This is a genomic window from Actinomycetospora sp. ABD4_176, assembly GCF_056311855.1.
On sequence record NZ_CM149974.1, the window covers coordinates 809,730 to 830,167 of the forward strand.

Sequence of the window (20,438 nt, forward strand, 5' to 3'; positions counted from 1 at the left end):
GGGGTGCTCGGCTGGATCGCCCTGCAGCTGGCCCTGGTCACGCTGTCGCTGGCGACCGCGCTGCTCCTGGCCGCGCTGCTCTCCCCGCTGGCCCGGCTGCTGCACCGTGTGCTGCCGGCCTGGCTGGCCGCGATCGTGAGCGTGCTGGTCCTCGTCGCGGCGGTGGGGGGCACCGGCTACCTCCTCGAGCAGCGGATCCGGGGGCAGCTCGAGAACCTGGCGTCGTCGCTCACGGCGAGCATCAACGGCATCCGCGACTGGCTGGTGACCGGCCCGCTCGCGCTGCGACCCGAGCAGGTGGACGAGGTGCGCGCCCGCCTCGTCGACGCCCTCCGGGCCGCGGCGCCCAGTGGTGTCGCCGCCGCGAACACCGTGATCACGGTGCTGTCCGGGCTCCTCATCGCCCTGTTCGTGCTGTTCTTCTTCCTCAAGGACGGCTCGGCGATGTGGCGGTCCGTCGTCGCCGTCGGCCCCGCACGGCACCGGGAGCGCCTCGAGGAGGCCGGGCGGCGCGGCTGGGAGACGCTGAGCCGGTACGTCCGCGGCGTGGTCGTCATCGCGGTGGCCGACGCCGTGCTGATCGGGATCGGTCTGGTCGTCCTCGGGGTGCCGCTCGCGCTGACGCTGAGCCTGCTGGTGTTCCTCGGGGCCTTCGTGCCGTTGCTGGGCGCCACGATCAGCGGAGCCGCGGCGGTGCTGGTGGCGCTGGTGACCCGCGGGCCCGTCATCGCCCTCCTCGTGCTCGGCGTGGTGCTCGTGGTGCAGAACGTCGAGGGCAACCTCCTCCAGCCGTTCGTGCAGAGCCGGGCGGTCAAGCTGCACCCGGTCGTCATCCTGCTGTCGGTGACCGCGGGCTGGGTGCTGTTCGGCGTGGCGGGTGCGGTCATCGCGGTCCCGCTCGTCGCCGTCGCGCGCAGCGTCAGCGAGTCGCTGCGCCGTGACCGGCCGGCCGAGGCCCGGACGGAGCCCGCCGAGAGCGCCGAGCCGGAGACCGAGCCGGAGGGCGAGACCGGGACGGACCGGGCGGGCGCCTCCGCGGCGGTGGGCGATCCGCCGTAACCGGACCGGCGGACGGGCTCCGCCCGACGCCGGATCCCGTGGTGGCCGACCTCGGCGCTCGCGGTCGGACTGGTGGTCGGGATCCTCCTGATGGCCCTCGGCGTGGTCGGCCACGCGCTGCTGCTCGTCGCGGTGGCGGCCGTACCGATGGGCCGGTGGTGGTGGCAGCACCGACGCCGGGACTCAGGCGGGCGTCCCGGGGACGTCGCGCAGGGCTGAGGCGTTCCCCAGCGCGGAGGCCGGGACCACGCTGAGCGTGCCGTCGCTCTCGAGCACGACGGCTCCGACCCGGGAGAGGTCGCCGCTGCCGCTCGCGCGGACCGCCTGGCGCAGCTCGCCCGGTGAGATCCGGTGCTTCACGAGGGCTTCCTCGAGGATCTCGCCGTGGAGCACGAGCAGCGTCGGTGCCGAGGTCACCGCGGTGCGGGTCGCCGGCCACCGGGTCGTCGTCCACGCCACCACGAACTGGAGCGCCACGAGCAGGGCGAGCGCGACGGCGCCCTCGGACCACGAGACGTCGGTGCTGAGCAGGATCGTCGCGAGCGTGGAGCCGAGGGCGACGGTGACCACGAGGTCGAAGGCGTTGAGCTTGGCCAGGGTCCGCTTGCCCGACACACGGAGCAGGACGACGAGGAAGGCGTAGGCCGCCGTCCCCACCAGCAGCACCCGGACGAGCTCACCCCATGCGTCGAACCACATGGGATGCGGCTACCCGGTGGGCGGGGCCGACGCCGCGCGCCGGCCCCGCTCGTCACTGCCGTCCATCAGCGGAAGGTGATCACGACCTCGGCGAGCAGGGCCCTGCGCGGCCGCCCGGGACGTGGTCGTGCCGATCTCGGCGGTGGAGGTGCCGGCGCTCGTCACGCCGCCTTGCCGGGCCGGAGGACGACCTTGGAGTAGCCCTCTTCCCGGCGGTCGAAGCGCTCGTAGGCGTCGGGGGCCTCGTCGAGAGGAAGCTCCTTCGACACCACGAACGACGGGGTGGCCCGCCCGGCGACGATGAGGTCACGCAGCTGGGCGTTGTAGGCCTTGGCGTCGGCCTGGCCCGTGCCCATCTTCTGGCCCTTCTCGAAGAAGCGGCCGATGTTGAACAGCAGACGGCCGTTGGCGGCGTTCTCGTCCGGCGCACCGGGATCCTGGGGCAGGTAGAGCCCCACCACGCCGAGCCGGCCGGTGTGGCGCACCGCGTCGACGAGCTGGTTGAGCACCACGGCGGGCTGCTCCTCGCCGCTGGAGACAGTGGCCTGGTAGCCCACGGCGTCGACGCCCTTGTCGGCGCCGACGCCGTCGGTCTGGTCGGCGATCTGCTCGACGGGGTCGCCGGCGGAGAAGTCGATCGGGATCGCCCCGATCTGCTCGGCCAGCTGCAGGCGGTGGGCCACCTTGTCGACGACGAAGACCTTCGACGCGCCCTTGAGCATCGCCGAGTAGGCGGCCATCAGCCCGACCGGTCCGGCTCCGAACACGGCGATGGTCTCGCCGGGGTTGAGGTCGGCGAGCACCGTGGCGTGGTAGCCGGTGGGGAAGATGTCGGCGAGCATCGCGAAGTCGTTCTCGTGCTCGTCGCCGGGTGGGAGCACCAGGCAGTTGAAGTCGGCGAAGGGGACGCGCAGGTACTCGGCCTGGCCACCGGTGTAGGGGCCCATACCGACGTAGCCGTAGGCGGCGCCGGCGTACGGCGGGTTGGTGGTCAGGCAGAACGCGGTCTTGCCGGACAGGCAGTTACGGCAGAACCCGCAGGCGACGTTGAACGGCAGGCTCACCCGGTCACCGGCCCGGACGCGGGTGACGCCCGAGCCCACCTCCTCGACGATCCCCATGTTCTCGTGGCCGAACACGATGCCGGTGTCGGCGACCGTGCGCCCCTCGTACATGTGCAGGTCCGAGCCGCAGATCGCGGTGGTCGTGATCCGGACCAGGACGTCGGTGGGCGCCTCGATCCGGGGGTCGTCGACGTTCTCGACGGCGACCGAGTGGGCGTCCTTGTAGACGACGGCCTTCATCGCGCACCTCCATGAGTGGCTGTGTTCGGTCCGTGTTCCATGCCCGCGGGGTGGACGCTGCTGTCGACGTGCGGCGGTGCACCGGCGACGCCAGGGGTGTTGACGGTCGGCGCCGCACCGAAGCGGATCCCGCCCTTGCGGTCGGCTGACGGCGTCAGGCCGCCGAGTAGGCCAGGGCGACGGTGCCGAGGTAGACGCCGGGGATGAGCAGGCCCTCGAAGCCGATGCCCCGGCGATCGCGGACGACGAGGGCGCCGGCGAGGACGGCGATCATCAGCGAGGTCCCGCCGAGGAGCACCAGGCTCTGGTCGCCGGCGTCGCGGTAGACCGGGCCGTCGAGGTAGAACAGGTCGGCCACCGTGATCATGAGGGTGTCGAAGGTGTTGCCGCCGATGATGTTGCCGACCCCGAGCGTCAGGGCGCCCATCCGGACCGCGGTGAGCAGCACGATCAGCTCCGGCAGCGAGGTGATGGCGGTGGTCAGGGTGAAGCCGACCACCCCGCTCGGCAGGCCCGTGGCCGCCACGACGCCCAGCCCGCCCCGCCCGATGGCCCACCCGGCCACGCCGACCACCAGGCCGAGTCCCGCGAGGGCCAGCCAGAGACGGGAGAGCGGCCGGTCGTCGGCGGGCGGTTGCCCCTCCTCGGTCTCGGTCGCCGAGGTCTGGACCGGCTGCCACATGGGCTGGCGCTGCAGGGTGCGCAGCAGGTGCAGCCCGTAGCCGTAGGCCACGGGGATCAGCAGGGTCACCGGGTGGATCCAGCCCCACCGCAGGTCGGGGGTGGCGTAGGCGACGACGGGCACGGCGAGCAGCGCCATGAGGATCACGGCCTGCATCACGTTCGGCAGCGACGCCGCCGCGTGCTCGAGGTTGGCGCGCCGGTGGACCAGGTCGGCGATGGCCAGCCACACCGTCTGCACGGCGACCCCGCCGATCGGGTTGGCCAGGCCGAAGGCGGGATCACCGCCGAGCGAGCCGGTGACGGTGGTGACGATCCCCGGCAGCGACGTGACCGCACCGAGCAGCAGCGCGCCGCCGATCGCGTCGCCGAGACCGGTGCGCTCGGACAGCGAGTCCGCCACGCGGGTCAGCCGCACGCCGGCGACGACGATGACGGCGGCCGCCGCCACGAGGACGGCGACACTGGTCCCGAGTGGCCACGCGGCGGACATCGTCACCGCCTACCCGGACGGCCGCCGGACCGACACCGGCGACCGCAGGCGCCTGCTCGGCCAGGCGCTGGCGGGACCCACCCACCAGACGAGCGCGGGCACGAGGAAGGCGCGGACGAGGAAGGTGTCCAGCAGCACCCCGACCGCCATCGCGAAGGCGAGCTCCTGGAACGGGGCGAGCGGCACCAGGCCCACGAGTCCGAAGCTCGCCGCGAGGGTGACCCCGGCGGCGCCGATGGCCCGGGTCGAGCGGGGGATCGCCTCGGCGAGCGCCTCGGCGAGCGGGCGCGTGCGCGCCGCCTGCCAGACGTCACCCACGCTGAAGATGTTGTAGTCCGAGCCCAGGGACGCGAGTAGGGCGCCCACCGCGAACGGGACGAAGAAGATCAGCCCTTCCTGCCCCAGCTCGCCGAAGACCAGCGAGGTCAGCCCGAGCGAGGAGGCGACCACGAGCACGCTGCAGGCGAGCAGGTAGAGCGGCGCGACCAGGCTGCGCAGGAACAGCACGAGGAGCAGCAGCTCGACCGCGGCGACGAGCACGGCCACCCGGACGAAGTCGGCGCGGGCGCTCTCGACCAGACCCAGGCCGAGGGCCGTGTCGCCGGCGTAGGCCGTGGACACGCCCTCGAGCCCGGCGTCCTCGAGCAGGGCCGGCATCGCCCGCTGCACCGTCCCCAGGGTGTCGAGGGCCTCGGCGCCCAGCGGGTCGGCGTCGAGCACGAGCAGGAAGCGCGCCGCGTCCCCGTTCGGCCCGAGGAAGAGCGCGTAGCGGTCGGGGACGGCCTCGGGGAGCCGCCCCTGGATCGGCCCGAGGGCCCCGGCCACGCCGGGCTGCTCGGCCAGCGCCCGCTGCAGGTCCTCGAGGGCGTCCCGGCGCTCGGTGACCCCGGGGCCGGTCACGAGCACCTCGGTGGGGGACAGGACGCCGGGGGCGAACCCGGCCGCGGCGCCCTCCCAGGCCACGCGGACCTGGTTGCCCTCGGGCAGCGCGTCCATGGGCGAGACCGACTCCTGCATCGCGGTGACGGGCAGGGCGCACACCACGAGGACGGCGAGCCCGGCGACCGCCGCCGCCGGCGCCGCGCCCCGCCGCTGCGTGATGACGCCGACGAACCGGCTGCGGCCCCGATCCGGCTCCAGCGGCGACGCCCGCTCGCGGCCGTCCTGCCGGGGCCGCACGGGCCGTCCGGGCCACAGCACGGCCCGGCCGGAGAGCGCCAGCAGCGGCGGCACGACCAGCACCGACACCACGAGCGAGGCGAGCACGGTGAGGGCGAGACCCGGCCCGAACGCCTGGAAGAGCTGCGTCCGGGCCACGCCGAGGGCGGCCACGCCGGCAGCGACGGTCAGGCCGGCGACGACCACGATCGCGAGGTAGCCCTCCACGGCCCCCCGCGCGGCGGCCCGGCCGTCCTCCCCGGCCCGCAGCCGCCGCGCCGTCCCGGAGAGGAAGAGGACGGCGTAGTCCGTGCTCAGGCCGAGGGCCAGGGCCACCAGCACCGGCTCGAGCTGGGCCGGCGCGCTGACCCCGTAGGCCGCCGCGACCGTCCCCACGAGGTGGTCGGCGAGCAGGTAGGCGAGCCCGGCCGCGACCAACGTGATCACCGGCGCGAGGACCGACCGGAACGCGAGGGCGACGACCAGGGCGACCGCCACCACCGAGCCGATCTCGACGGCGGGCAGGTTCTCCGTCACGAGCCGGGCCTGCTCCGACTGGAGCGGGATCGTCCCGCTCACCCCGAGCATGTGGTCGCCCGGGTGGTCGAACCGGGCGGCGTAGTCGCGGGCCACCTGCTCCTGCAGCCAGGTCGGCGTGCGCGGATCGGTGAACAGGTAGGTGACGATCGTTGTCGTCGGGCCGGCCGTCGTCAGCGCCTCCGGGGTGAGGGCGGTGCCCGACCCCGGCGTGAGGCCCTCGGGCACGCCGCGCGGCAGCCCGTCGAACACCGGGACCGCCAGCAGCAGCGGCGGCGTCGGCCGGCCCCGGAAGGCGGGCTCGGAGACCTCGGCCGCGCGCAGCGTCGCCCGGGCCTGGGCGTACGGGTCGAGACCGTCCGGGTGGTGCTGCACCACCGCGGTGCGTGTCAGCAGGGGAAGGCCGAAGATCTCGTAGGCCCGGAGCTGCGCCTGCACCGCGGGGGCGTCCTCGCTGATCACCGAGGCGAGCCCGCCACCCCCCGCACCCTCGCTCGCGCCGGCGAGCGTCGGGAGCGAGGTCACCGTGAGCCACACCCCGACGCCGACGAGTGCGAGCACCGCCCACCATCCGCGGGTCAGGACGACGGCGGTGGCGCGCACGAGGGCGGTGCGACCCCGGGGCGGGCCGCCCCCCGGCTCCGGGCCCTCCGGCTCGGCGCCCGTCGGCGTGCCCCGTGCGGCGCCCACCACGGGAACGCTGCCACCCCGGGCTTGACGCGTCCATCGAGCGGTCACGCCCGTGGCGGTGGCGTGCCACCCTCGGTGTCGTGGGTGGGGACCGGGCGGACGTCGGTCACGGCGGGGGCCCGTCGGACCGGGCGGACGACGGCGCCGAGGTCGGCGAGGAGGCCCGCGAGGAGGCCGGCGAGGAGGCCGGCGGGGAGGCCGGCGGGGAGGCCGGCGAGGACGGCACGGCCGCCGGGACGGGGTCGGTGTCCGGACGGCGGTGGCCGTGGATCGTGCTGGTGGTCCTCGCCCTCGCGATCGGCGCCGGCGGGGGGTGGGTCGCGCGCGACGTCGCGGACGTGCCCGCCCCGGCCCCGCCTGCGCCGCCGGTCGCCGCGACACCGACGCCGGTGCCGGGCGTGCCGTGCCCCGCGGCGGCCGACGCCGGGGCCGCGATCCGCGCCGATCTCGACCGGGCGGTCGGCGCTCTCCGGGACTTCGACCCGCGCGCCCTGCGGGGGGTGCTCGACGAGGTGCAGCGCCAGCAGGCCCGGCTGGAGGCCGCGATCGCCGCCTGCCGTGCCGGCGTCGCGGCGGGGTGAGGACACCCGGCCGCGCCGCCGGGCGACGGGACGTCTGACCTGCGACGGAGCCCCGAGCCGGTTGCAAGGCCGACGCAAGATTGTGGGCACGGCGGCGCGGGGCAGCCGGAGGGTGGCCGGTTGATGGACCAGCCGGGCGTCGCGGCGGACGCGGTGAGGCCCGAGGCCCCCCGAAGCGTTCGCGACCCGTCACCGGGGCCGGCACGCAGCCCCGGACACCACCGAGACCCGTCTCTCGTGGAGGTACACCCCCATGACCACCTTCGATCAGCGTTCCGACGCGACGGACACGTCGTCGCAGGACCGGACCGCCGTCGCCGAGCAGCCGACGTCCCACTCCGAGGAGCGAACGACCCGCTGGGGGCCGGCGTGGGTCGGCGCCGTGGTCGCGCTGCCCGTCTACGTCGTGCTGCAGATGCTGTTCATCGCCCTCGGCTGGATCGCGCTCGGTGTCGACGGTGCCGGCGCCGGCGTGGCGGCCAGCATCGTTAGCGCCCTCCTCGCGATCATCGCCCTGTTCGTGGGCGGCCTCGCGGGCGGCACGGCCTCGTCGTGGCGAGCTGGCTCGCCGAACGCGGCGCTGCAGGGCGCGATGACCTGGGCGCTGAGCACCGTCGGCCTGCTCGTCCTCGGCCTGCTCGGCGGCGCCGCCCTCGCCGGCAGCCTCGGCGGGCTCACCCAGCTCCTCGTCCTCACCGGCCCGCAGCAGTTCGCCGGCAACCCGGCCGTGGTCGCCCAGGCGATCCAGGCCGTCCAGAACGCGGCCGGCTGGTCCGCGCTGTGGCTCGGGCTCGCGTTCGGCGCGGCCGTGATCGGCACCGGGGCCGGCGCGTCCCTGACCAAGGGCCCCCGGAAGGCCACCGGCGGAGACCACCGCTGAGGTCGGATCACCCCCGCACGACGACCGGCGCCCCGCGGCCCCTGGGCCGCGGGGCGTCGCTCGTCACTGCGGGGCCCGCGGGGTGTCCTCGGACCCGCCGTCGCGGAGCTCGCGCAGCGTCTCCGCGGCGAGGTAGAGCGACAGCGTGAGCAGGTACAGCCAGACGAGCAGGATCAGCCCGCCCCCGAGCGCGCCGAGCCCCCGCGCGAGGCGGGCCACGACCGAGACGTAGAGCGGGAAGACCGCGCTGGCCGTGAGCCACCCGGCGACGGCGATGGCCGCGCCGACCAGCGAGACCTGCCAGGTCCCCCGGCGCAACCGCATCCCCACCCGTAGCACCAGCACCGCCCACGCGACGAGGGCCGCGACGACGACGGGCCAGCGCAGGAGGCGCCACACGAGGTGCCCCGCCGGGACGTCGAGCACCAGCAGCGGGTCCTGCACCGCGGCGGCGGTGACGGTGGCGCCGCCGACGAGCAGCAGGACCCCGAGCGCGCCGGCGGCACGCCAGGTCCGGGCCGGGCGTCCCGCGATGGTGGCCAGGGCGTGCAGCACCGAGCGCAGGGCCCGCACCAGCAGCACCAGCGCGGCCACGGTGCCGACGGTCAGCAGGCCGGTGGTGCTGGTGGTCAGCAGCGTCGCGGCGGCGTCCGCCGCGGCGCTGCCCCGCGTGGTGAGCACCACCCGCAGCAGCCGGGTCATGCCCTCGGCGGCGGCCACGTCGGCGTCCGCCCCCAGCACCGTCCCGGTGGCCCTCAGGATCGCGACGACGGTGAGCAGGGCGGGGAAGACGGCCAGTGCCGCGAAGAACGCCGACTCCGCCGCCAGCGCGGGGAGGCGATGCCGGGACGCCGACGCCGCGATCCGACCCACGCGTGTCCGGGGCGGTCGCCGGCGCATCAGGGCCACGGTCACACGTGCCCGCCCGGCCGGTGCCTCAGTCCTCGTCGTCGTCCTCGTCCTCGTCCTCGTCGTCGTCGTCGTCACCGTCGCCGTCACCGTCGCCGTCACCGTCGCCGTCACCGTCGCCGTCACCGTCGTCGTCACCGTCCGCGCCGTCGTCCGCGTCGGGGGACGGGCCCGAGCCCCGGTGCAGCGGGGTCATGAGGTCGAACCACGTGTCCGCCGGCGCGGAGCCCCCGGTGAGGTCGCCGTCGGAGCAGGTGCGCACCGGGTCGACGCAGACCGGCTCGGGCTCGTCGAGGGAGAAGGCCGCGACGGCGGCGGCGTAGCGGTCGGTGGCGCCGAGGAACGCCGCCGACGCCGACCGCTGGGTGGTCCCGGTCTTGCCGATCATCGGCCGCCGCCAGCCGGCGTCGTCGGCGGCGTCGGCGGCGGTGCCGTCGACGTGGTCCTCCGACAGCGCGGTCCGCAGCTGGTCGGCGACCACCGGCGAGACGGCCCGCTCGCAGGGCGACGCGGGCGGGGTGACGTCCCGGCCCGCGCGGTCGGTCACCTGCGCCACCAGCGTCGGGGGACACCAGCTGCCGCCCGCGCTGATCGTCGCGGCGACGTTCGCGAGGTCGAGCGGGCTCGTGGGGTCCGGTCCGAGCGTGAACGACGCCTGCTCGGCGGCGCGCACCCGCTCGGCCAGGGAACGGCCGTCGGGTCCCGGTGCGGCGAGGGTGGTGCGCAGGCCGAGGCGGCGGGCGACGTCGACGACCGGGTCGATGCTGCCGAGCCGGTCGAGGAGGGCCAGGAACGCGGTGTTGGGCGACTCGGCGAGCGCCCGCTCGAGGGTCATCTCGTCGTCGTAGGAGCCGAGGTTCTCGACCGTGTAGTCGGCGCCGGCGTCGTCGAACGCGGTGGTGGTGTAACGCTCGGGCACGTCGAGCTCGCTGTCCGGGGTCACCAGCCCGCGCTCGAGCGCGGCGGCCGCCGTGAAGATCTTGTAGATCGACCCGGCCCCGCGCAACGGGGCGGTCGTGACGGGCAGCATCGTCTCGCCCGCGGCGGCGTCGCCGCCGTAGGGCCGGTTCGCGGTCAGGGCGAGAACCGGTCGGCGGTCGGCCTCCGGCGCGATCACCGCGACGGCCTCCGCGACCTCGCCGTCCGGGTCGACCGCGTCCCGGGCCGCCTCGCGGGCCTCGGTCGTCGCCTGCGGGTCCAGCGTGGTGCGCACCGTGTAGCCGCCGGTGGCGAGGTCGAGGCCCGCGGCGCCGAGGCGGTCGACCACCTCGCGGCAGAAGAACCCGGTCCCCTCGCGCGCGGCGGGACACCCCTCGGCGGGCAGCGTCGGGTCGGGGAGGACACCGAGCGGGGCGGCGCGGGCGGCGGCGGCCCGCGCCGGGGTCAGCGAGCCGACCTCGGTCATCGCGGTGAGCACCTGGTCCCGCCGGGCCCGGGCGGCGTCGGGACGGTCGATCGGGTCGTAGTTCGCCGGGGCCCGGACCATGCCGGCCAGCAGGGCCGCCTGCGGCACCGTGAGGGCCGCGGCGCTCGTGCCGAACCAGGTGCGGGCGGCCGCCTCGACACCGTAGGCGCCGCGGCCGAAGTACACGAGGTCGAGGTAGCGGGCCAGGATTGTGTCCTTGTCGAGCCGGTCCTCGACGCGGTGCGCGAGCCGGACCTCGGTGAGCTTGCGCCCGACGGTGTCGGCGGTCGCGGCCCGGCGCTCCTCCGGGGTGTCGGCGAGCGTGTAGAGCCGCTGGTTCTTGACGTACTGCATGGTGATCGTCGAGGCGCCCTGGCCCTCGAGCGGCGTGCTGCGCACCGCGTTGCTGACCAGCGCGCGGGCGAGGCCCCGCGCGTCGACGCCGTCGTGGTCGTAGAACCGCCGGTCCTCGATCGCGACGATCGCGGCCTTCATCGTGCCCGCGATCCCCGCCGGCCCGACGGGCAGCCGGAACCGGCGGTAGAGCAGGGCCATCGGTGCGCCGGTCGCGTCGGTCACCACCGTGGCCGCGTCCGGCGCGCGGTCGACGACGCCGACGGTCGTGCCCCCGACCCCCGTGGAGGCCCGGGCGAGCACCGTGCCCGCGCCGACCGCGACCGGCGTCAGCAGCGCGGCCACGAGCAGGCCCGCGAGCGCGGTCGCCAGCGCGCCCCGCAGCAGCAGGTGGAGCCGGTCGGGCCGCTCGGGCTGGTCGGGGTCCTCGACGGCGGGGCTGCCCATGTCTCCACGTGAGCACGTCCCCCGGTCCGGCACGGGTGTGATCGGCTGACGATCGCCTGACGAAGCCGACGAGGGCGATGTCGGCGACCGACACGCGGGCACGCTGAGGTGTGCGCCGCGTGTTGATGCCCCTGGTCCTGCTGCTCGGACTGCTCTCCGGGTGCGCCTACGGCGTGGAGGCTGCGCCCCCGCAGCCCCGGCCCTTCGGCCCGGAGAACCCGTCGGGCAACCCGACGCCCGAGACGTGGCTCGCGCAGGTGTGCACCGCCCTGACCCCGGCGGTGCGGGCCCCGGGGCCGCCCGAGGTGCGCGTGGAGGACCTCCTCGGGTCGCGGCAGCAGATGCTCGCCTACCTCGACGAGCGCATCCGGGCGTTCGACGCCGCCGCGGACGGGATCAACCGCGCCGGACCCCCGCCGGTCGAGGCCGGGCAGATGGTGACCGAGCCCGTCGTGCGCCTGCTGCGCAACCGGACCGAGCAGCTCACGATGCTGCGCGAGGACCTCCTCGCGGTCCCGGAGGCCTCGTCCGGGACGCTGCTCGACACCCTGCAGAAGATCCGCGGCCGGCTCGTCCTCGCGGGTCCGACGGTGTCCCTGCCCGACCTCGCGCTGCCGCCGTCGCTCACCGCCCAGGCCGCGACCGTCCCGTCCTGCCGCGCGCTCGGCCTCGGCGCCCCGAACTGAGCCCGCTCAGGACCCGGCGGCACCCGGCACCGGTAGCACCGGCGTCGGGCTCGGCGGCGGGCTCGGCGTCGGTGGGGCCGGCTCCTGGGTGACCGACGGTGGGAGCACCACCGGCGTCGTCGGGGGCAGGGGCTCGGGGTCCCGCTCGGGACTGACCCCGCACGCCACGGTCGCGCCGAGGACGACCGCGCCCGCGGCCAGCAGCCGGCCCGCACGCCGGGTCACGACGACACCTCCTCGAGAGCGACGACGAACCGCGCCCCGCCGCCCGGGCGGTCCTCGACCCACACGCGACCGCCCAGTCCGCGGACGTGCTGGGCGACCAGCGCCAGACCGAGGCCGGTGCCCCCGCTGTAGGCCCCGTTGCGCCCGGAGCGCCCGCCGCGCGTGAACCGCTCGAAGACGCGCTCGCGCAGGTCCTCCGGCACGCCCGTCCCGGCGTCGTCGACCTCGATCGCCGCCTGCCCGTCGCGGCGCACGACCCCGAGACGGACCACTCCGCCGCCGTGGTGCCGCGCGTTGTCGCACAGGTTCGCGACGACCTGGTCGAGGCGCCGGCGGTCGGCCAGCACGAGCGGCGGCGGGTCCACGACCTCGACGTCGGCACCGGCGACGAGCGTGTCGGGCACGTTGCCGACGACGACGGCGAGGTCGACCGGGGCGAGGTCGTGGCCGTGCGGCACCTGGATACCGCGCGAGATCTCCAGCAGGTCCTCCACCATGCGGTGGAACCGCTGCACGTCGGCGCCGAGCAGGTCCACGGCCCGTCCGGCGGCATCGGGGAGGTCGGAGCGCCGGCGGCGGAGCACCTCGACCGCGTTGATCATGGTGGTGAGCGGGGTGCGGAGCTCGTGGCTGACGTCGCCGGCGAAGCGGGCGTCGCGCTGCACCCGTTCCTCCAGCGCCTCGGCGGTGGCGTTGAACCGCGACGCCAGCGGCGCGAGGTCGGCCTCGCGCCGCACCGGGAGACGGGCGGACAGGTCGCCCTCGGCCATGCGCCCCGCGGCGTCGGTGAGCTCGGTCAGCGGCGCGAGGGCCCGCCGGGCGGTCCACCACCCGAGCAGCACCCCCAACAGCCCGGCCAGGACGGTGCCGGCGACCAGGACGATCGACACGTACCGCAGCGTGCGGTCGAGCTCGGTCAGGGGGACGAGCCGGACGAACAGGTCGCCGTCGGCGCTCACGGGCAGCGCCACCGCGAGGACCGGGCTCCCGTCGAGGACCAGCCGCTGGCGGGCCGCCGTCCCCGAGGACGCGACGGCGAGCAGGGCGGCAGGGACGTCGTCGGCGTCGACCTGCCGTCCCGCCGTGGTCCAGCGCCCGTCGGACAACAGCAGCACGGCGGTCTGGGGCTCGCCGGTGAGCCCGACGAGCAGCGTCGGCAGGTCGGCGGAACCCCGTCCGAGGCTGTCGGCGACGAGTCGGGCGTCGACCACGGCCTGGTTGGTCGCGCCCCGTGCCCGCTGGTCGAGCATGTAGCTCGAGGCGAGCTGCCAGGTCGTCGCCGACAGGAGGGCGGCGACGGCGGTCGTGACCACGCCGAACGCGAGGGCGACCCGCCACCGCAGCGACACCGATTCCCAGCGGCGACGCAGGTCGGTCATGGTCCGGTGCGGTACCCCGAGCCGCGAACGGTCAGCACCAGGGTCGGGTCGTCGGGATCGGGCTCGATCTTCCGGCGGAGCCGGCGGACGTGGACGTCGAGCAGCCGGGTGTCGCCGAAGTAGTCGTAGCCCCAGACCCGCTGCAGGAGCTGCTCGCGGGTGACGACGTCGCCGCGGGCCGTGGCCAGCTCGACCAGCAACCGGAACTCGGTGTGGGTCAGGTGCAGCGGCTGCCCGGCCCGCTCGACCGCCTCGCGCCCCGGGCTGATGACCAGATCGCCCACCCGCAGCTCCGGCGGGCCCGGCGGCTCCTCGGCGCCCCCGGGGCGCCGCCGGCGCAGGAGCGCCTTGATGCGGGCGGCGAGCTCCCCGGCGACGAGCGGCTTGGTGACGTAGTCGTCCGCGCCGGCCTCGAGACCGGCGATGACGTCGGCGGTGTCGGAGCGCGCGGTCGCGATGATGATCGGCAGGTCGCCGCGCGAGCGCAGCGTCGAGCAGACCTCGATGCCGTCGATGCCCGGCAGCATCAGGTCGAGCAGGACGACGTCGAGGTCGGGGTCGACGACCTCGAGCGCCTCCTCGCCGGTGGCGGTCTCCACGACGTCGTAGCCCTCGTCGGCCAGGGCCAGCCCGAGGGCCTGACGGATGCGCTCGTCGTCCTCGACGAGCAGGACACGCGTCCCCATCTGCTGGCCTCCCGCGGCGTCGGTGTGAGAACGCTACCCGTCCCCGGCCACCCGGGGCGTGCCCGCACAGCAGCGCGCGCGCCCTCGTCAGCTGATCGTCAGGTGCGCGTGCTCGCCGCGCGTCCTGCCGTGCGGGGCCCGGCGTCGGCCCCGGCTGCTGGCGCTCCACGGGCGTCCCCTCCGCCCCCGGGAGTCGTCAGCGAGTCGCAAGGTCGGACCGGGACGTGCGGCGCGGGCCCGCTGGGAGAGTGCGGCGGCGCCGGCACCGGCTGCCGAGCGCCGCTCGGGCCGGACGAGGGGACCCCTGCCCGCCCGTCCCGGTGACGTCCGGCGCGAGGGGAGCGCGCGGGCTGCGACACCCGTCCCGACCAGCTCCGGTCGGCCGTCGAGAGGTTCGGTGTGGATCAGCCGCGAGACCCGCACGGCCGGCCGGGCCCGCACGGGCCGGCCCCGGCGGGGCCCGGTCGGCCGCCGCCCCGACGGGCAGGCGCTCCGGCGCGGCGCTCCGATCCCGCGATCCCGGGCCCACCGGGGGACGAGCCGACCTCCCGGCTGCGTCCCGTCCTCCCCACCGCCCACCCGCCTGTCCCGACCGTCCCCCGCGACGTGCGGCTCGTCTCGCCCTCCCGGGGCGGGTCCCGCCTCCGGCCGGCGGAGCCGCGGTCCCGGTGGCGCGCCGCGGTCCTCGCCGTCGCGGTCGGCGCCGTCCTCGTCATCGCGCTCCTCGCCGCGATCCGCGCGGCCGTGCCCGTCCCGGCGCAGCGCACGGCGCCTCCGGTGCCGGTCCGGTCGGGCGTGGTCTACGAGGCCACCGGGGACGCCGTCCGGGGCCTGGTGACCTACGGCCGCAACGGATCCGCGTCGCGGGAGAACGGCGTCGCCCTCCCGTGGAGCACGAGGACCACGTCCGGCGACGGCCACGACACCTACACCCTCACCGTGCAGGCCTCGACCGCCGTCGCCGGGCTGATCACGTGCCGCATCCTGGTGGACGGTGAGGTGATCGCGGCCCAGACGTCGTCGGCCCGGTACTCGGCCGTCTCCTGCGTGGGGAGCCCGGACCAGCGCCGGGTGGCCGGACGCTGACGGTCGGAGGGGTCGGTCTCGACCTCTTCCCGGAGGCGGATCTCGTCAGCAGGACTCGAGCGGGGCGGTGAGCCCCACGCCAGCAGCCGAGCTCGGGCGGGACGATCGCCCCGCCGCCTCCGGGACCTGGGCCCCTACCGGGCACGGCCGCGCGGAGCGACGGTCGCCCCACCTCGAGGTGGAAGGAGCACGATCATGGCGACCGTCATGGAACGACGCAGGACCGGCTGGGACGTGGTGCTCGGGATCCTGCTGCTGCTGGCCGGGCTGTTCGTGCTGGGCAACGCGGTGATCGCGACCTTCCTGTCCGTCTTGTTCCTCGGATGGATCGCGATCGGGTCCGGTGTGGTCGCCGTCGTGGGGGCGTTCTTCCGCCGCGAGTCGGGCGTCTCGTGGTCGGCCGCGCTCGGCGGCGCCGTGCTCATCGTCCTCGGCGTGATCATGGTGCGGGACCCGCTCGCGGGTGCCGCGGGCCTCACGCTGCTGGCCGGCGCGCTCTTCCTCGCCGTCGGGCTCACCCGGCTGTTCGCCGCGACGCAGGTGCCCGCGGCCCGCGTGGTCCTCGTCGTCAGCGGCATCCTGTCGATCGCTCTGGGACTGATCGTGCTGTTCAACCTCACGATCGCGGTGCCGTCGCTGCTGGGTCTCCTGATCGGCGTCCAGGTCCTGATCGAGGGCGCGACGATCCTCGTCGCCGGCCGGATGCGGCCGTCCGCCGTCACGGCCTGACCTCACACCTCGTACCCGCTCGGAGAGGGATCGCCATGTCCGTGACGGACGGGACGGCGGCCCCGGACCTCGTGGTCGGCCTCGCCGACGACGACGCGTCCTGGTCGGCCCTGCGCTGGGCGGCGGCGAGCGCGGTCCGCGCAGGCGGGGCCGTGCGTGTGGTCCGGGCGATCCGGCACGAGGTCGAGGGGAGCGTGGCCGGTTGCTCCGCCGGGTCCGACCAGGCGCTGGCGGAGACCGAGCCGGCCGCGGCGGAGCGGTCCGCCGCCCGGGCGGCGGAGGTCCTCGGGGCTCCGGCTCCTCCGCCGGTGTCCCTGTCCCGGTGCCCGGGTCGCGCCTGCGACGTGCTGCTCGCCGCGGTGGGCGGCGGCGCCGCCCTCGTCGTGGGGCGGCCCGTCCGTCGCGGGCGGACGGTCGCGGCGCTGCTCGCCGGTGCGCCGGGGCCGGTCACGGTGGTGGGTCCTTCCGTCCGCGCCGCTCGCGCCCGCCACGTCGTCGTCGGCGTCGACCCGGCGGCGGGCTCGGCGGCGGGCTCGGCGGCCTCGGTCCCCGAGATCGTGGCGACGACGGTGGGGGACGTGGTGCGGCGCGGCCGGGACGGGGACCGCGTGACGGTGGTGGCGGGCTTCCACCCGCTGCCGGTCCGCGGGGACTGGCCGCGCGGCTACCGGCCCTCGCCCACGGTCGAGGAGCAGGTGCGCGCCGTCCGGGAGGCGACCCTCGCCGTGGTCACGCCTGCCGTCCAGCGCCTCCGCCGTGACGGGGGGTGCGGCGGCGTCACCGTCGACGTCCTCGGGTGGCCCCAGGACCCGCAGCGCGCGGTCCTCGGCGCCGCCCGCGACCTCGCCGCCGACGAGCTCGTCGTGCCGCGGGCCGGCGTGTGGTCGCCGTCGTCGCTGCTGCGCCTGGCGCGGGTCGCCCCCTGTCCCGTCACCGCGGTGCCCGGGCCCGTCACGTTGCGGGCGACGATCCCCGGGCCGCGGTCGAAACCTGCGCGTGTGGACCTCGCCGTCCCGGGCTGAGCGGGAACTCCCCGACGGGGGCGTCCGGGCAGGTCCGCCCCGCTCCGGGGGACCAACGGCCCTCCTGCGGCGGGCGTCGGCGGCCGAGCATCGCGGGCATGACCACGACAGAGGAGTCCACGACCCCGCCGGAGGCCACCCCGCCGGAGGCCACCCCGCCGGACGGGTCCGCGGTCCGCCCCGTGATCCCCACCGCCGGTGGTGCCCACGTCGGCGACGTCCTCGACCGGGAGCTGCGGCGCGGCGCGGCGCTCGTCGACCAGGTGCGCGCCCGTCTGCCGGCGAACCCGGTCCCGATCTACCTCGGCGTCGCCGCGCTCGCGGTCACCGGCCTCGTGAGCTGGCCCGTCGCCGTGGCGGCGGGGTGCGGCTACGCCGCGTTCCGGCACTGGGAACCCCGCCCCAGCGGGGTGCCCGCTCCGATGCCCTCCGGAGGTCGGCGGTGACCGGGGGCGTCGTTTGCGGCGTCAACGGTTCGACGAGCTCGCGGCGCGCCCTCCTCGAGGCCGTGCGCCGGGCCTCCGCGACCGGGGAGCGCGTGACCGTCGTGACCGCCTACGACGCCGTCGGCTACTTCTGGGGCGCGCTCGCCTCGCTGCCCGGAGGACACCTGCTCCCCGTCCCCGACGAGCGCGGGGTCCGGGCTGCGGAGGAGGCGACGCTGCGGGCGTTCGTCGGGGAGGTCCTCGGCGACGGGGTCCCTCCGGTGCCGGTCGCGGTCCGCGCGGTGGGCGGCCGTCCCGTCGACGTTCTCGTCCGGGAGTCCGCCGGTGCCGAGCAGCTGGTCGTGGGACACGGCACGGACCACGGGCGCCTGACCTCCGTCGCCGCCGGGTGCGCCCGCCGCGCCCGGTGCCCGGTGGTCGTCGTGGGCACCAGCCCGTCGACCTCGCAGGCCGTGCGGTGACCGGCCTGCTCTGGGTCCCGGTGGCCCTGCCGCCGGCCCTCATGGTCCTGCCGCTGCTCGACGCCCTCGACCGCCGGCTCCCCTCCGCGCGCGGCGGCAGGTCCGCCCCGCCGGCGGGCGGCGATGTCCCGGTGCGGAAGACGCGGATCGAGCGGTTCGAGGACGCGCCGGCGGCGTGACGGCGCGACGGTGGTCGCGGGGAGGTCGCGAGCGACCGGCGTCGGGTTCGTCCTGGTCGGGACGTTCGGCCCTGCCCCGTGGACCGGGGGCGCGTCACGGTCGGCAGGACCGGCCCCGACACGAACAGGACCCGATGTCTGCTCGACCGCCGCTCCCCACGCCCCTGCCCGGCAACGACGTCGAGCCCACCGGCGGCGACGACGACGCCGTCCCGCACACCGTCACGCGGCTCCGCGCGGAGTTCCCCGCCCGGCCCGTCGCGGACGTGTCGGCCACGGTGCTCCGGTGCCGGCGGGAGCTCGAGCGGTGCCGCCCGGCGCCCTGCCCGAGCTCCTCGAGCGGCTCGCCCGCCAGCGGTTGCGGGCATCGGCCTGAGCGCCACGGCGAGTTCCGAGCGACCGGACGGTCTGCGCGCCGGCAGGAGACCCGGGCCCGACCAGAGCGCAGCGCGGGACCTTCGGCCCGGAGAGCCGGCCCGGCGGCCCCCTGTCCCCGGAGCCCGCCCGGGTCAGGGTCGGGCTATGACGATCAGCAGCTGGACGGTCACGGTGACCTTGGACCAGGACGGCGGCGCGACCCTCGCAGGCGCCGTTCTCGACAGCGCTCCCGTCACGATCGGCGACGCCGTCGCCAACGCCTCCGGCGGCCGCCCGACCCTCACCTCGCCGGCCCCGCGCACCCCCGCGTCATGACCACCTCGCTGGTCGCCGTCGTCGTCGTGGCCGTGTGGATGGCGACCGGACTGCTGGCCGCGCTGGTCCTGCTGGGCCGCCAGGGCTACCGCGACCTGCGCTGGTACCTCATCGGGGCGGTGCTCGGCCCTCTCTTCATCCCGATCGCCGCGGAGCGGGCGGACCGGTCCGTGACGGTGGTCGACCTCGCCCACGAGCACCCCCGCGCGGCCGGGATGCCGGTCGTGGTCGGCGTCGACGGCTCGCACGGGTCCGACCGGGCCGTCCGCCTGGCCGCCCGCCTGTTCGACCCGGCACGGGTGCCGATGGTCCTGGTGACGGTGCTGGACCCGGACGCGGCCGGCGACGCGGACGACGGACGACGGCGGGAGGCCCGCGCACTGCTGGCCGACCGCGCCGCCTGGTTCGGCCCCGGCGCGGAGCAGGTGGAGACCGAGGTGGTCTGTGGCCAGCCCGCCCGGGGGGTCGAGACGGTGGCCGCCGCTCGGGGAGCCGCCGTCATCGTGCTGGGGCGCCACGGGGCCGGTCGCACCCGGCACCTTCTCGGCGACGTCGCGCACCGGGTGAGCCGGCACGCGGCGGTTCCCGTGCTGCTCGCCGAGCGGCCGGACCGCCGGCACGACGCCGGGAGCGCCGACGTGGTGGGGGCGACCGGGTCGGATCGGGGGTGATCACTGCGCCGCCGCGGGGCGGTCGAGAGCGCCGGACGAGGGAGGCATGACGATGGAGGTGCCTCTGGATCTGGCGTGATCGTCGGGACGTTCGACCCTGTCCGCGGATGTCCGCACCGTCGATGCTGGGCGGCGTGGACCTCGTCGCGCCGCTCGACCGGCCGGCACCGGTCCCGCCGCTGACCGACCGCGGGCCGTCGTCACGTCCCCGGGAACCCGCAGAGCTGCAGTGGAGGAGTGTGCCGTGATCACGGTGTTCCTGGTGGACGACCACGAGGTGGTGCGGCGGGGTGTCGCCGACCTGCTGGACGCCCAGGACGACCTCGAGGTCGTGGGCGGCGCCGGGTCGGTGGCCGAGGCGTTGGCGCGGATCCCGGCGCTGCGCCCGCAGGTGGCCGTGCTGGACGTCCGGCTGCCCGACGGGACCGGGATCGAGCTGTGCCGGGAGCTGCGCTCCCGCATGCCGGAGCTGGCCTGCCTCATGCTGACCTCGTTCACCGACGAGCAGGCGATGTTCGACGCGGTGCTGGCGGGTGCGTCGGGCTACGTCATCAAGGACGTGCGCGGCAACGACATCGTCAACGCGGTGCGGGAGGTGGGCTCCGGGCGCTCGCTGCTGGACGGCCGCGCCGCGTCGGCGCTGATGAACCGCTTCCGCACCCGCACCGAGGCCCCGGACCCGCTGGCGGAGCTGACCGCCAAGGAGCGGGAGGTGCTGGGCTACATCGGCGAGGGGCTGACCAACCGGGAGATCGGCCAGCGGATGTTCCTCGCGGAGAAGACGGTGAAGAACTACGTGTCGGCCCTGCTCTCCAAGCTGGGGATGCAGCGGCGGGTGCAGGCGGCGGTCCTGGCCAACAAGGTCAAGAGCGAGGAGACCGGGTGACGGTGACGACGTACGGGGCTGCCCGACCACCCCGGTCGGGTCCCTCGGTGCGATCCCCCGGGTCGAACGGCTCCTGGTCCGGGCCACGGCGA

The 20,438-nt window shown here is 76.2% G+C and carries 24 protein-coding genes; 15 read left to right on the forward strand and 9 right to left on the reverse strand.

The genetic code is table 11. The annotated features are described in order from the left end of the window. The first annotated feature begins 3 nt into the window (after nucleotides 1-3). Entirely contained in the window at nucleotides 4-1,059 is a 1,056-nt protein-coding gene (locus ACYX4T_RS03900; protein WP_476013264.1) for an AI-2E family transporter, read from the forward strand. Between the two features lie 72 nt (nucleotides 1,060-1,131). Then, nucleotides 1,132-1,278, forward strand: coding sequence for a hypothetical protein (locus ACYX4T_RS03905; RefSeq protein ID WP_476013265.1), 147 nt, complete (start codon nucleotides 1,132-1,134; stop codon nucleotides 1,276-1,278). On the opposite strand, the gene ACYX4T_RS03910 is transcribed toward ACYX4T_RS03905, so the two are convergent. The 4 genes from ACYX4T_RS03910 to ACYX4T_RS03925 form a co-directional block, all read right to left on the reverse strand. Further along, the gene (locus ACYX4T_RS03910; protein ID WP_476013266.1) at nucleotides 1,243-1,758 is read right to left on the reverse strand and encodes a DUF421 domain-containing protein; all 516 of its coding nucleotides are present in this window, start codon (nucleotides 1,756-1,758) and stop codon (nucleotides 1,243-1,245) included. The two genes, ACYX4T_RS03905 and ACYX4T_RS03910, sit on opposite strands and share 36 nt — an antisense overlap. Nucleotides 1,759-1,919: 161 nt before the next feature. Next, nucleotides 1,920-3,062 carry a glutathione-independent formaldehyde dehydrogenase gene (locus tag ACYX4T_RS03915; RefSeq protein ID WP_476013267.1) on the reverse strand — a complete coding sequence of 381 codons (1,143 nt, stop codon included), beginning with the start codon at nucleotides 3,060-3,062 and terminating at the stop codon, nucleotides 1,920-1,922. Nucleotides 3,063-3,216: 154 nt separating this feature from the next. After that, complete coding sequence (locus tag ACYX4T_RS03920) at nucleotides 3,217-4,236, reverse strand: sodium:calcium antiporter (RefSeq protein WP_476013268.1); 1,020 nt, start codon at nucleotides 4,234-4,236, stop codon at nucleotides 3,217-3,219. 9 nt (nucleotides 4,237-4,245) lie between these two features. After that, nucleotides 4,246-6,621, reverse strand: a complete 2,376-nt coding sequence (locus ACYX4T_RS03925) for an MMPL family transporter (protein ID WP_476013269.1) — start codon at nucleotides 6,619-6,621, stop codon at nucleotides 4,246-4,248. Between the two features lie 80 nt (nucleotides 6,622-6,701). Here ACYX4T_RS03925 and ACYX4T_RS03930 point away from each other — a divergent pair, with 80 nt between their 5' ends. Together ACYX4T_RS03930 and ACYX4T_RS03935 are read left to right on the forward strand one after the other, a co-directional pair. After that, a complete protein-coding gene (locus ACYX4T_RS03930; protein ID WP_476013270.1) occupies nucleotides 6,702-7,202 on the forward strand; it encodes a hypothetical protein in 501 nt (166 codons plus the stop codon). A 253-nt stretch (nucleotides 7,203-7,455) separates the two neighbouring features. After that, entirely contained in the window at nucleotides 7,456-8,082 is a 627-nt protein-coding gene (locus tag ACYX4T_RS03935; RefSeq protein ID WP_476013271.1) for a hypothetical protein, read from the forward strand. Between the two features lie 63 nt (nucleotides 8,083-8,145). On the opposite strand, the gene ACYX4T_RS03940 is transcribed toward ACYX4T_RS03935, so the two are convergent. Both ACYX4T_RS03940 and ACYX4T_RS03945 read right to left on the reverse strand, forming a co-directional pair. Further along, nucleotides 8,146-8,955: a YhjD/YihY/BrkB family envelope integrity protein gene (locus tag ACYX4T_RS03940; RefSeq protein WP_476013272.1), complete on the reverse strand. Its 810-nt coding sequence runs from the start codon at nucleotides 8,953-8,955 to the stop codon at nucleotides 8,146-8,148. Between the two features lie 64 nt (nucleotides 8,956-9,019). Continuing rightward, the gene (locus ACYX4T_RS03945) at nucleotides 9,020-11,197 is read right to left on the reverse strand and encodes a transglycosylase domain-containing protein (protein WP_476013273.1); all 2,178 of its coding nucleotides are present in this window, start codon (nucleotides 11,195-11,197) and stop codon (nucleotides 9,020-9,022) included. Nucleotides 11,198-11,316: 119 nt separating this feature from the next. Here ACYX4T_RS03945 and ACYX4T_RS03950 point away from each other — a divergent pair, with 119 nt between their 5' ends. Continuing rightward, nucleotides 11,317-11,883 (forward strand): hypothetical protein, encoded by a 567-nt coding sequence (locus ACYX4T_RS03950; RefSeq protein WP_476013274.1) that lies wholly within the window; start codon nucleotides 11,317-11,319, stop codon nucleotides 11,881-11,883. 6 nt (nucleotides 11,884-11,889) lie between these two features. On the opposite strand, the gene ACYX4T_RS03955 is transcribed toward ACYX4T_RS03950, so the two are convergent. Genes ACYX4T_RS03955 through ACYX4T_RS03965 form a run of 3 tightly spaced genes read right to left on the reverse strand, consistent with a single transcriptional unit; the run spans nucleotide 11,890 to nucleotide 14,173 of the window. Further along, nucleotides 11,890-12,108: a hypothetical protein gene (locus ACYX4T_RS03955; protein ID WP_476013275.1), complete on the reverse strand. Its 219-nt coding sequence runs from the start codon at nucleotides 12,106-12,108 to the stop codon at nucleotides 11,890-11,892. Further along, nucleotides 12,105-13,487 (reverse strand): sensor histidine kinase, encoded by a 1,383-nt coding sequence (locus ACYX4T_RS03960; RefSeq protein ID WP_476013276.1) that lies wholly within the window; start codon nucleotides 13,485-13,487, stop codon nucleotides 12,105-12,107. Before ACYX4T_RS03960 ends, ACYX4T_RS03955 begins: the two co-directional genes overlap by 4 nt. Continuing rightward, nucleotides 13,484-14,173: a winged helix-turn-helix domain-containing protein gene (locus ACYX4T_RS03965; protein WP_476013277.1), complete on the reverse strand. Its 690-nt coding sequence runs from the start codon at nucleotides 14,171-14,173 to the stop codon at nucleotides 13,484-13,486. Before ACYX4T_RS03965 ends, ACYX4T_RS03960 begins: the two co-directional genes overlap by 4 nt. A 606-nt stretch (nucleotides 14,174-14,779) precedes the next feature. On the opposite strand from ACYX4T_RS03965, the gene ACYX4T_RS03970 reads away from it, so the two are divergent. The 10 genes from ACYX4T_RS03970 to ACYX4T_RS04015 all read left to right on the forward strand — a co-directional run bounded on the left by ACYX4T_RS03970 (nucleotide 14,780) and on the right by ACYX4T_RS04015 (nucleotide 20,346). Further along, nucleotides 14,780-15,259: an MmpS family transport accessory protein gene (locus tag ACYX4T_RS03970; RefSeq protein WP_476013278.1), complete on the forward strand. Its 480-nt coding sequence runs from the start codon at nucleotides 14,780-14,782 to the stop codon at nucleotides 15,257-15,259. Between the two features lie 207 nt (nucleotides 15,260-15,466). Then, nucleotides 15,467-15,988 (forward strand): HdeD family acid-resistance protein, encoded by a 522-nt coding sequence (locus ACYX4T_RS03975; protein ID WP_476013279.1) that lies wholly within the window; start codon nucleotides 15,467-15,469, stop codon nucleotides 15,986-15,988. Nucleotides 15,989-16,023: 35 nt separating this feature from the next. Beyond that, a complete protein-coding gene (locus ACYX4T_RS03980) occupies nucleotides 16,024-17,010 on the forward strand; it encodes an adenine nucleotide alpha hydrolase family protein (protein WP_476013280.1) in 987 nt (328 codons plus the stop codon). A 98-nt stretch (nucleotides 17,011-17,108) separates the two neighbouring features. Then, the gene (locus ACYX4T_RS03985; protein ID WP_476013281.1) at nucleotides 17,109-17,456 is read left to right on the forward strand and encodes a hypothetical protein; all 348 of its coding nucleotides are present in this window, start codon (nucleotides 17,109-17,111) and stop codon (nucleotides 17,454-17,456) included. Next, nucleotides 17,453-17,917, forward strand: coding sequence for a universal stress protein (locus tag ACYX4T_RS03990; protein WP_476013282.1), 465 nt, complete (start codon nucleotides 17,453-17,455; stop codon nucleotides 17,915-17,917). The genes ACYX4T_RS03985 and ACYX4T_RS03990 overlap by 4 nt, the downstream gene beginning before the upstream one ends. Beyond that, nucleotides 17,914-18,096: a hypothetical protein gene (locus ACYX4T_RS03995; RefSeq protein ID WP_476013283.1), complete on the forward strand. Its 183-nt coding sequence runs from the start codon at nucleotides 17,914-17,916 to the stop codon at nucleotides 18,094-18,096. The genes ACYX4T_RS03990 and ACYX4T_RS03995 overlap by 4 nt, the downstream gene beginning before the upstream one ends. Nucleotides 18,097-18,618: 522 nt before the next feature. Beyond that, a complete protein-coding gene (locus ACYX4T_RS04000; RefSeq protein ID WP_476013284.1) occupies nucleotides 18,619-18,789 on the forward strand; it encodes a hypothetical protein in 171 nt (56 codons plus the stop codon). Then, nucleotides 18,786-19,460 (forward strand): universal stress protein, encoded by a 675-nt coding sequence (locus ACYX4T_RS04005; RefSeq protein WP_476013285.1) that lies wholly within the window; start codon nucleotides 18,786-18,788, stop codon nucleotides 19,458-19,460. Before ACYX4T_RS04000 ends, ACYX4T_RS04005 begins: the two co-directional genes overlap by 4 nt. A 107-nt stretch (nucleotides 19,461-19,567) precedes the next feature. Beyond that, nucleotides 19,568-19,708, forward strand: coding sequence for a hypothetical protein (locus ACYX4T_RS04010; protein ID WP_476013286.1), 141 nt, complete (start codon nucleotides 19,568-19,570; stop codon nucleotides 19,706-19,708). Then, nucleotides 19,705-20,346, forward strand: coding sequence for a response regulator transcription factor (locus ACYX4T_RS04015; RefSeq protein ID WP_476013287.1), 642 nt, complete (start codon nucleotides 19,705-19,707; stop codon nucleotides 20,344-20,346). The genes ACYX4T_RS04010 and ACYX4T_RS04015 overlap by 4 nt, the downstream gene beginning before the upstream one ends. Nucleotides 20,347-20,438: the final 92 nt, after the last annotated feature.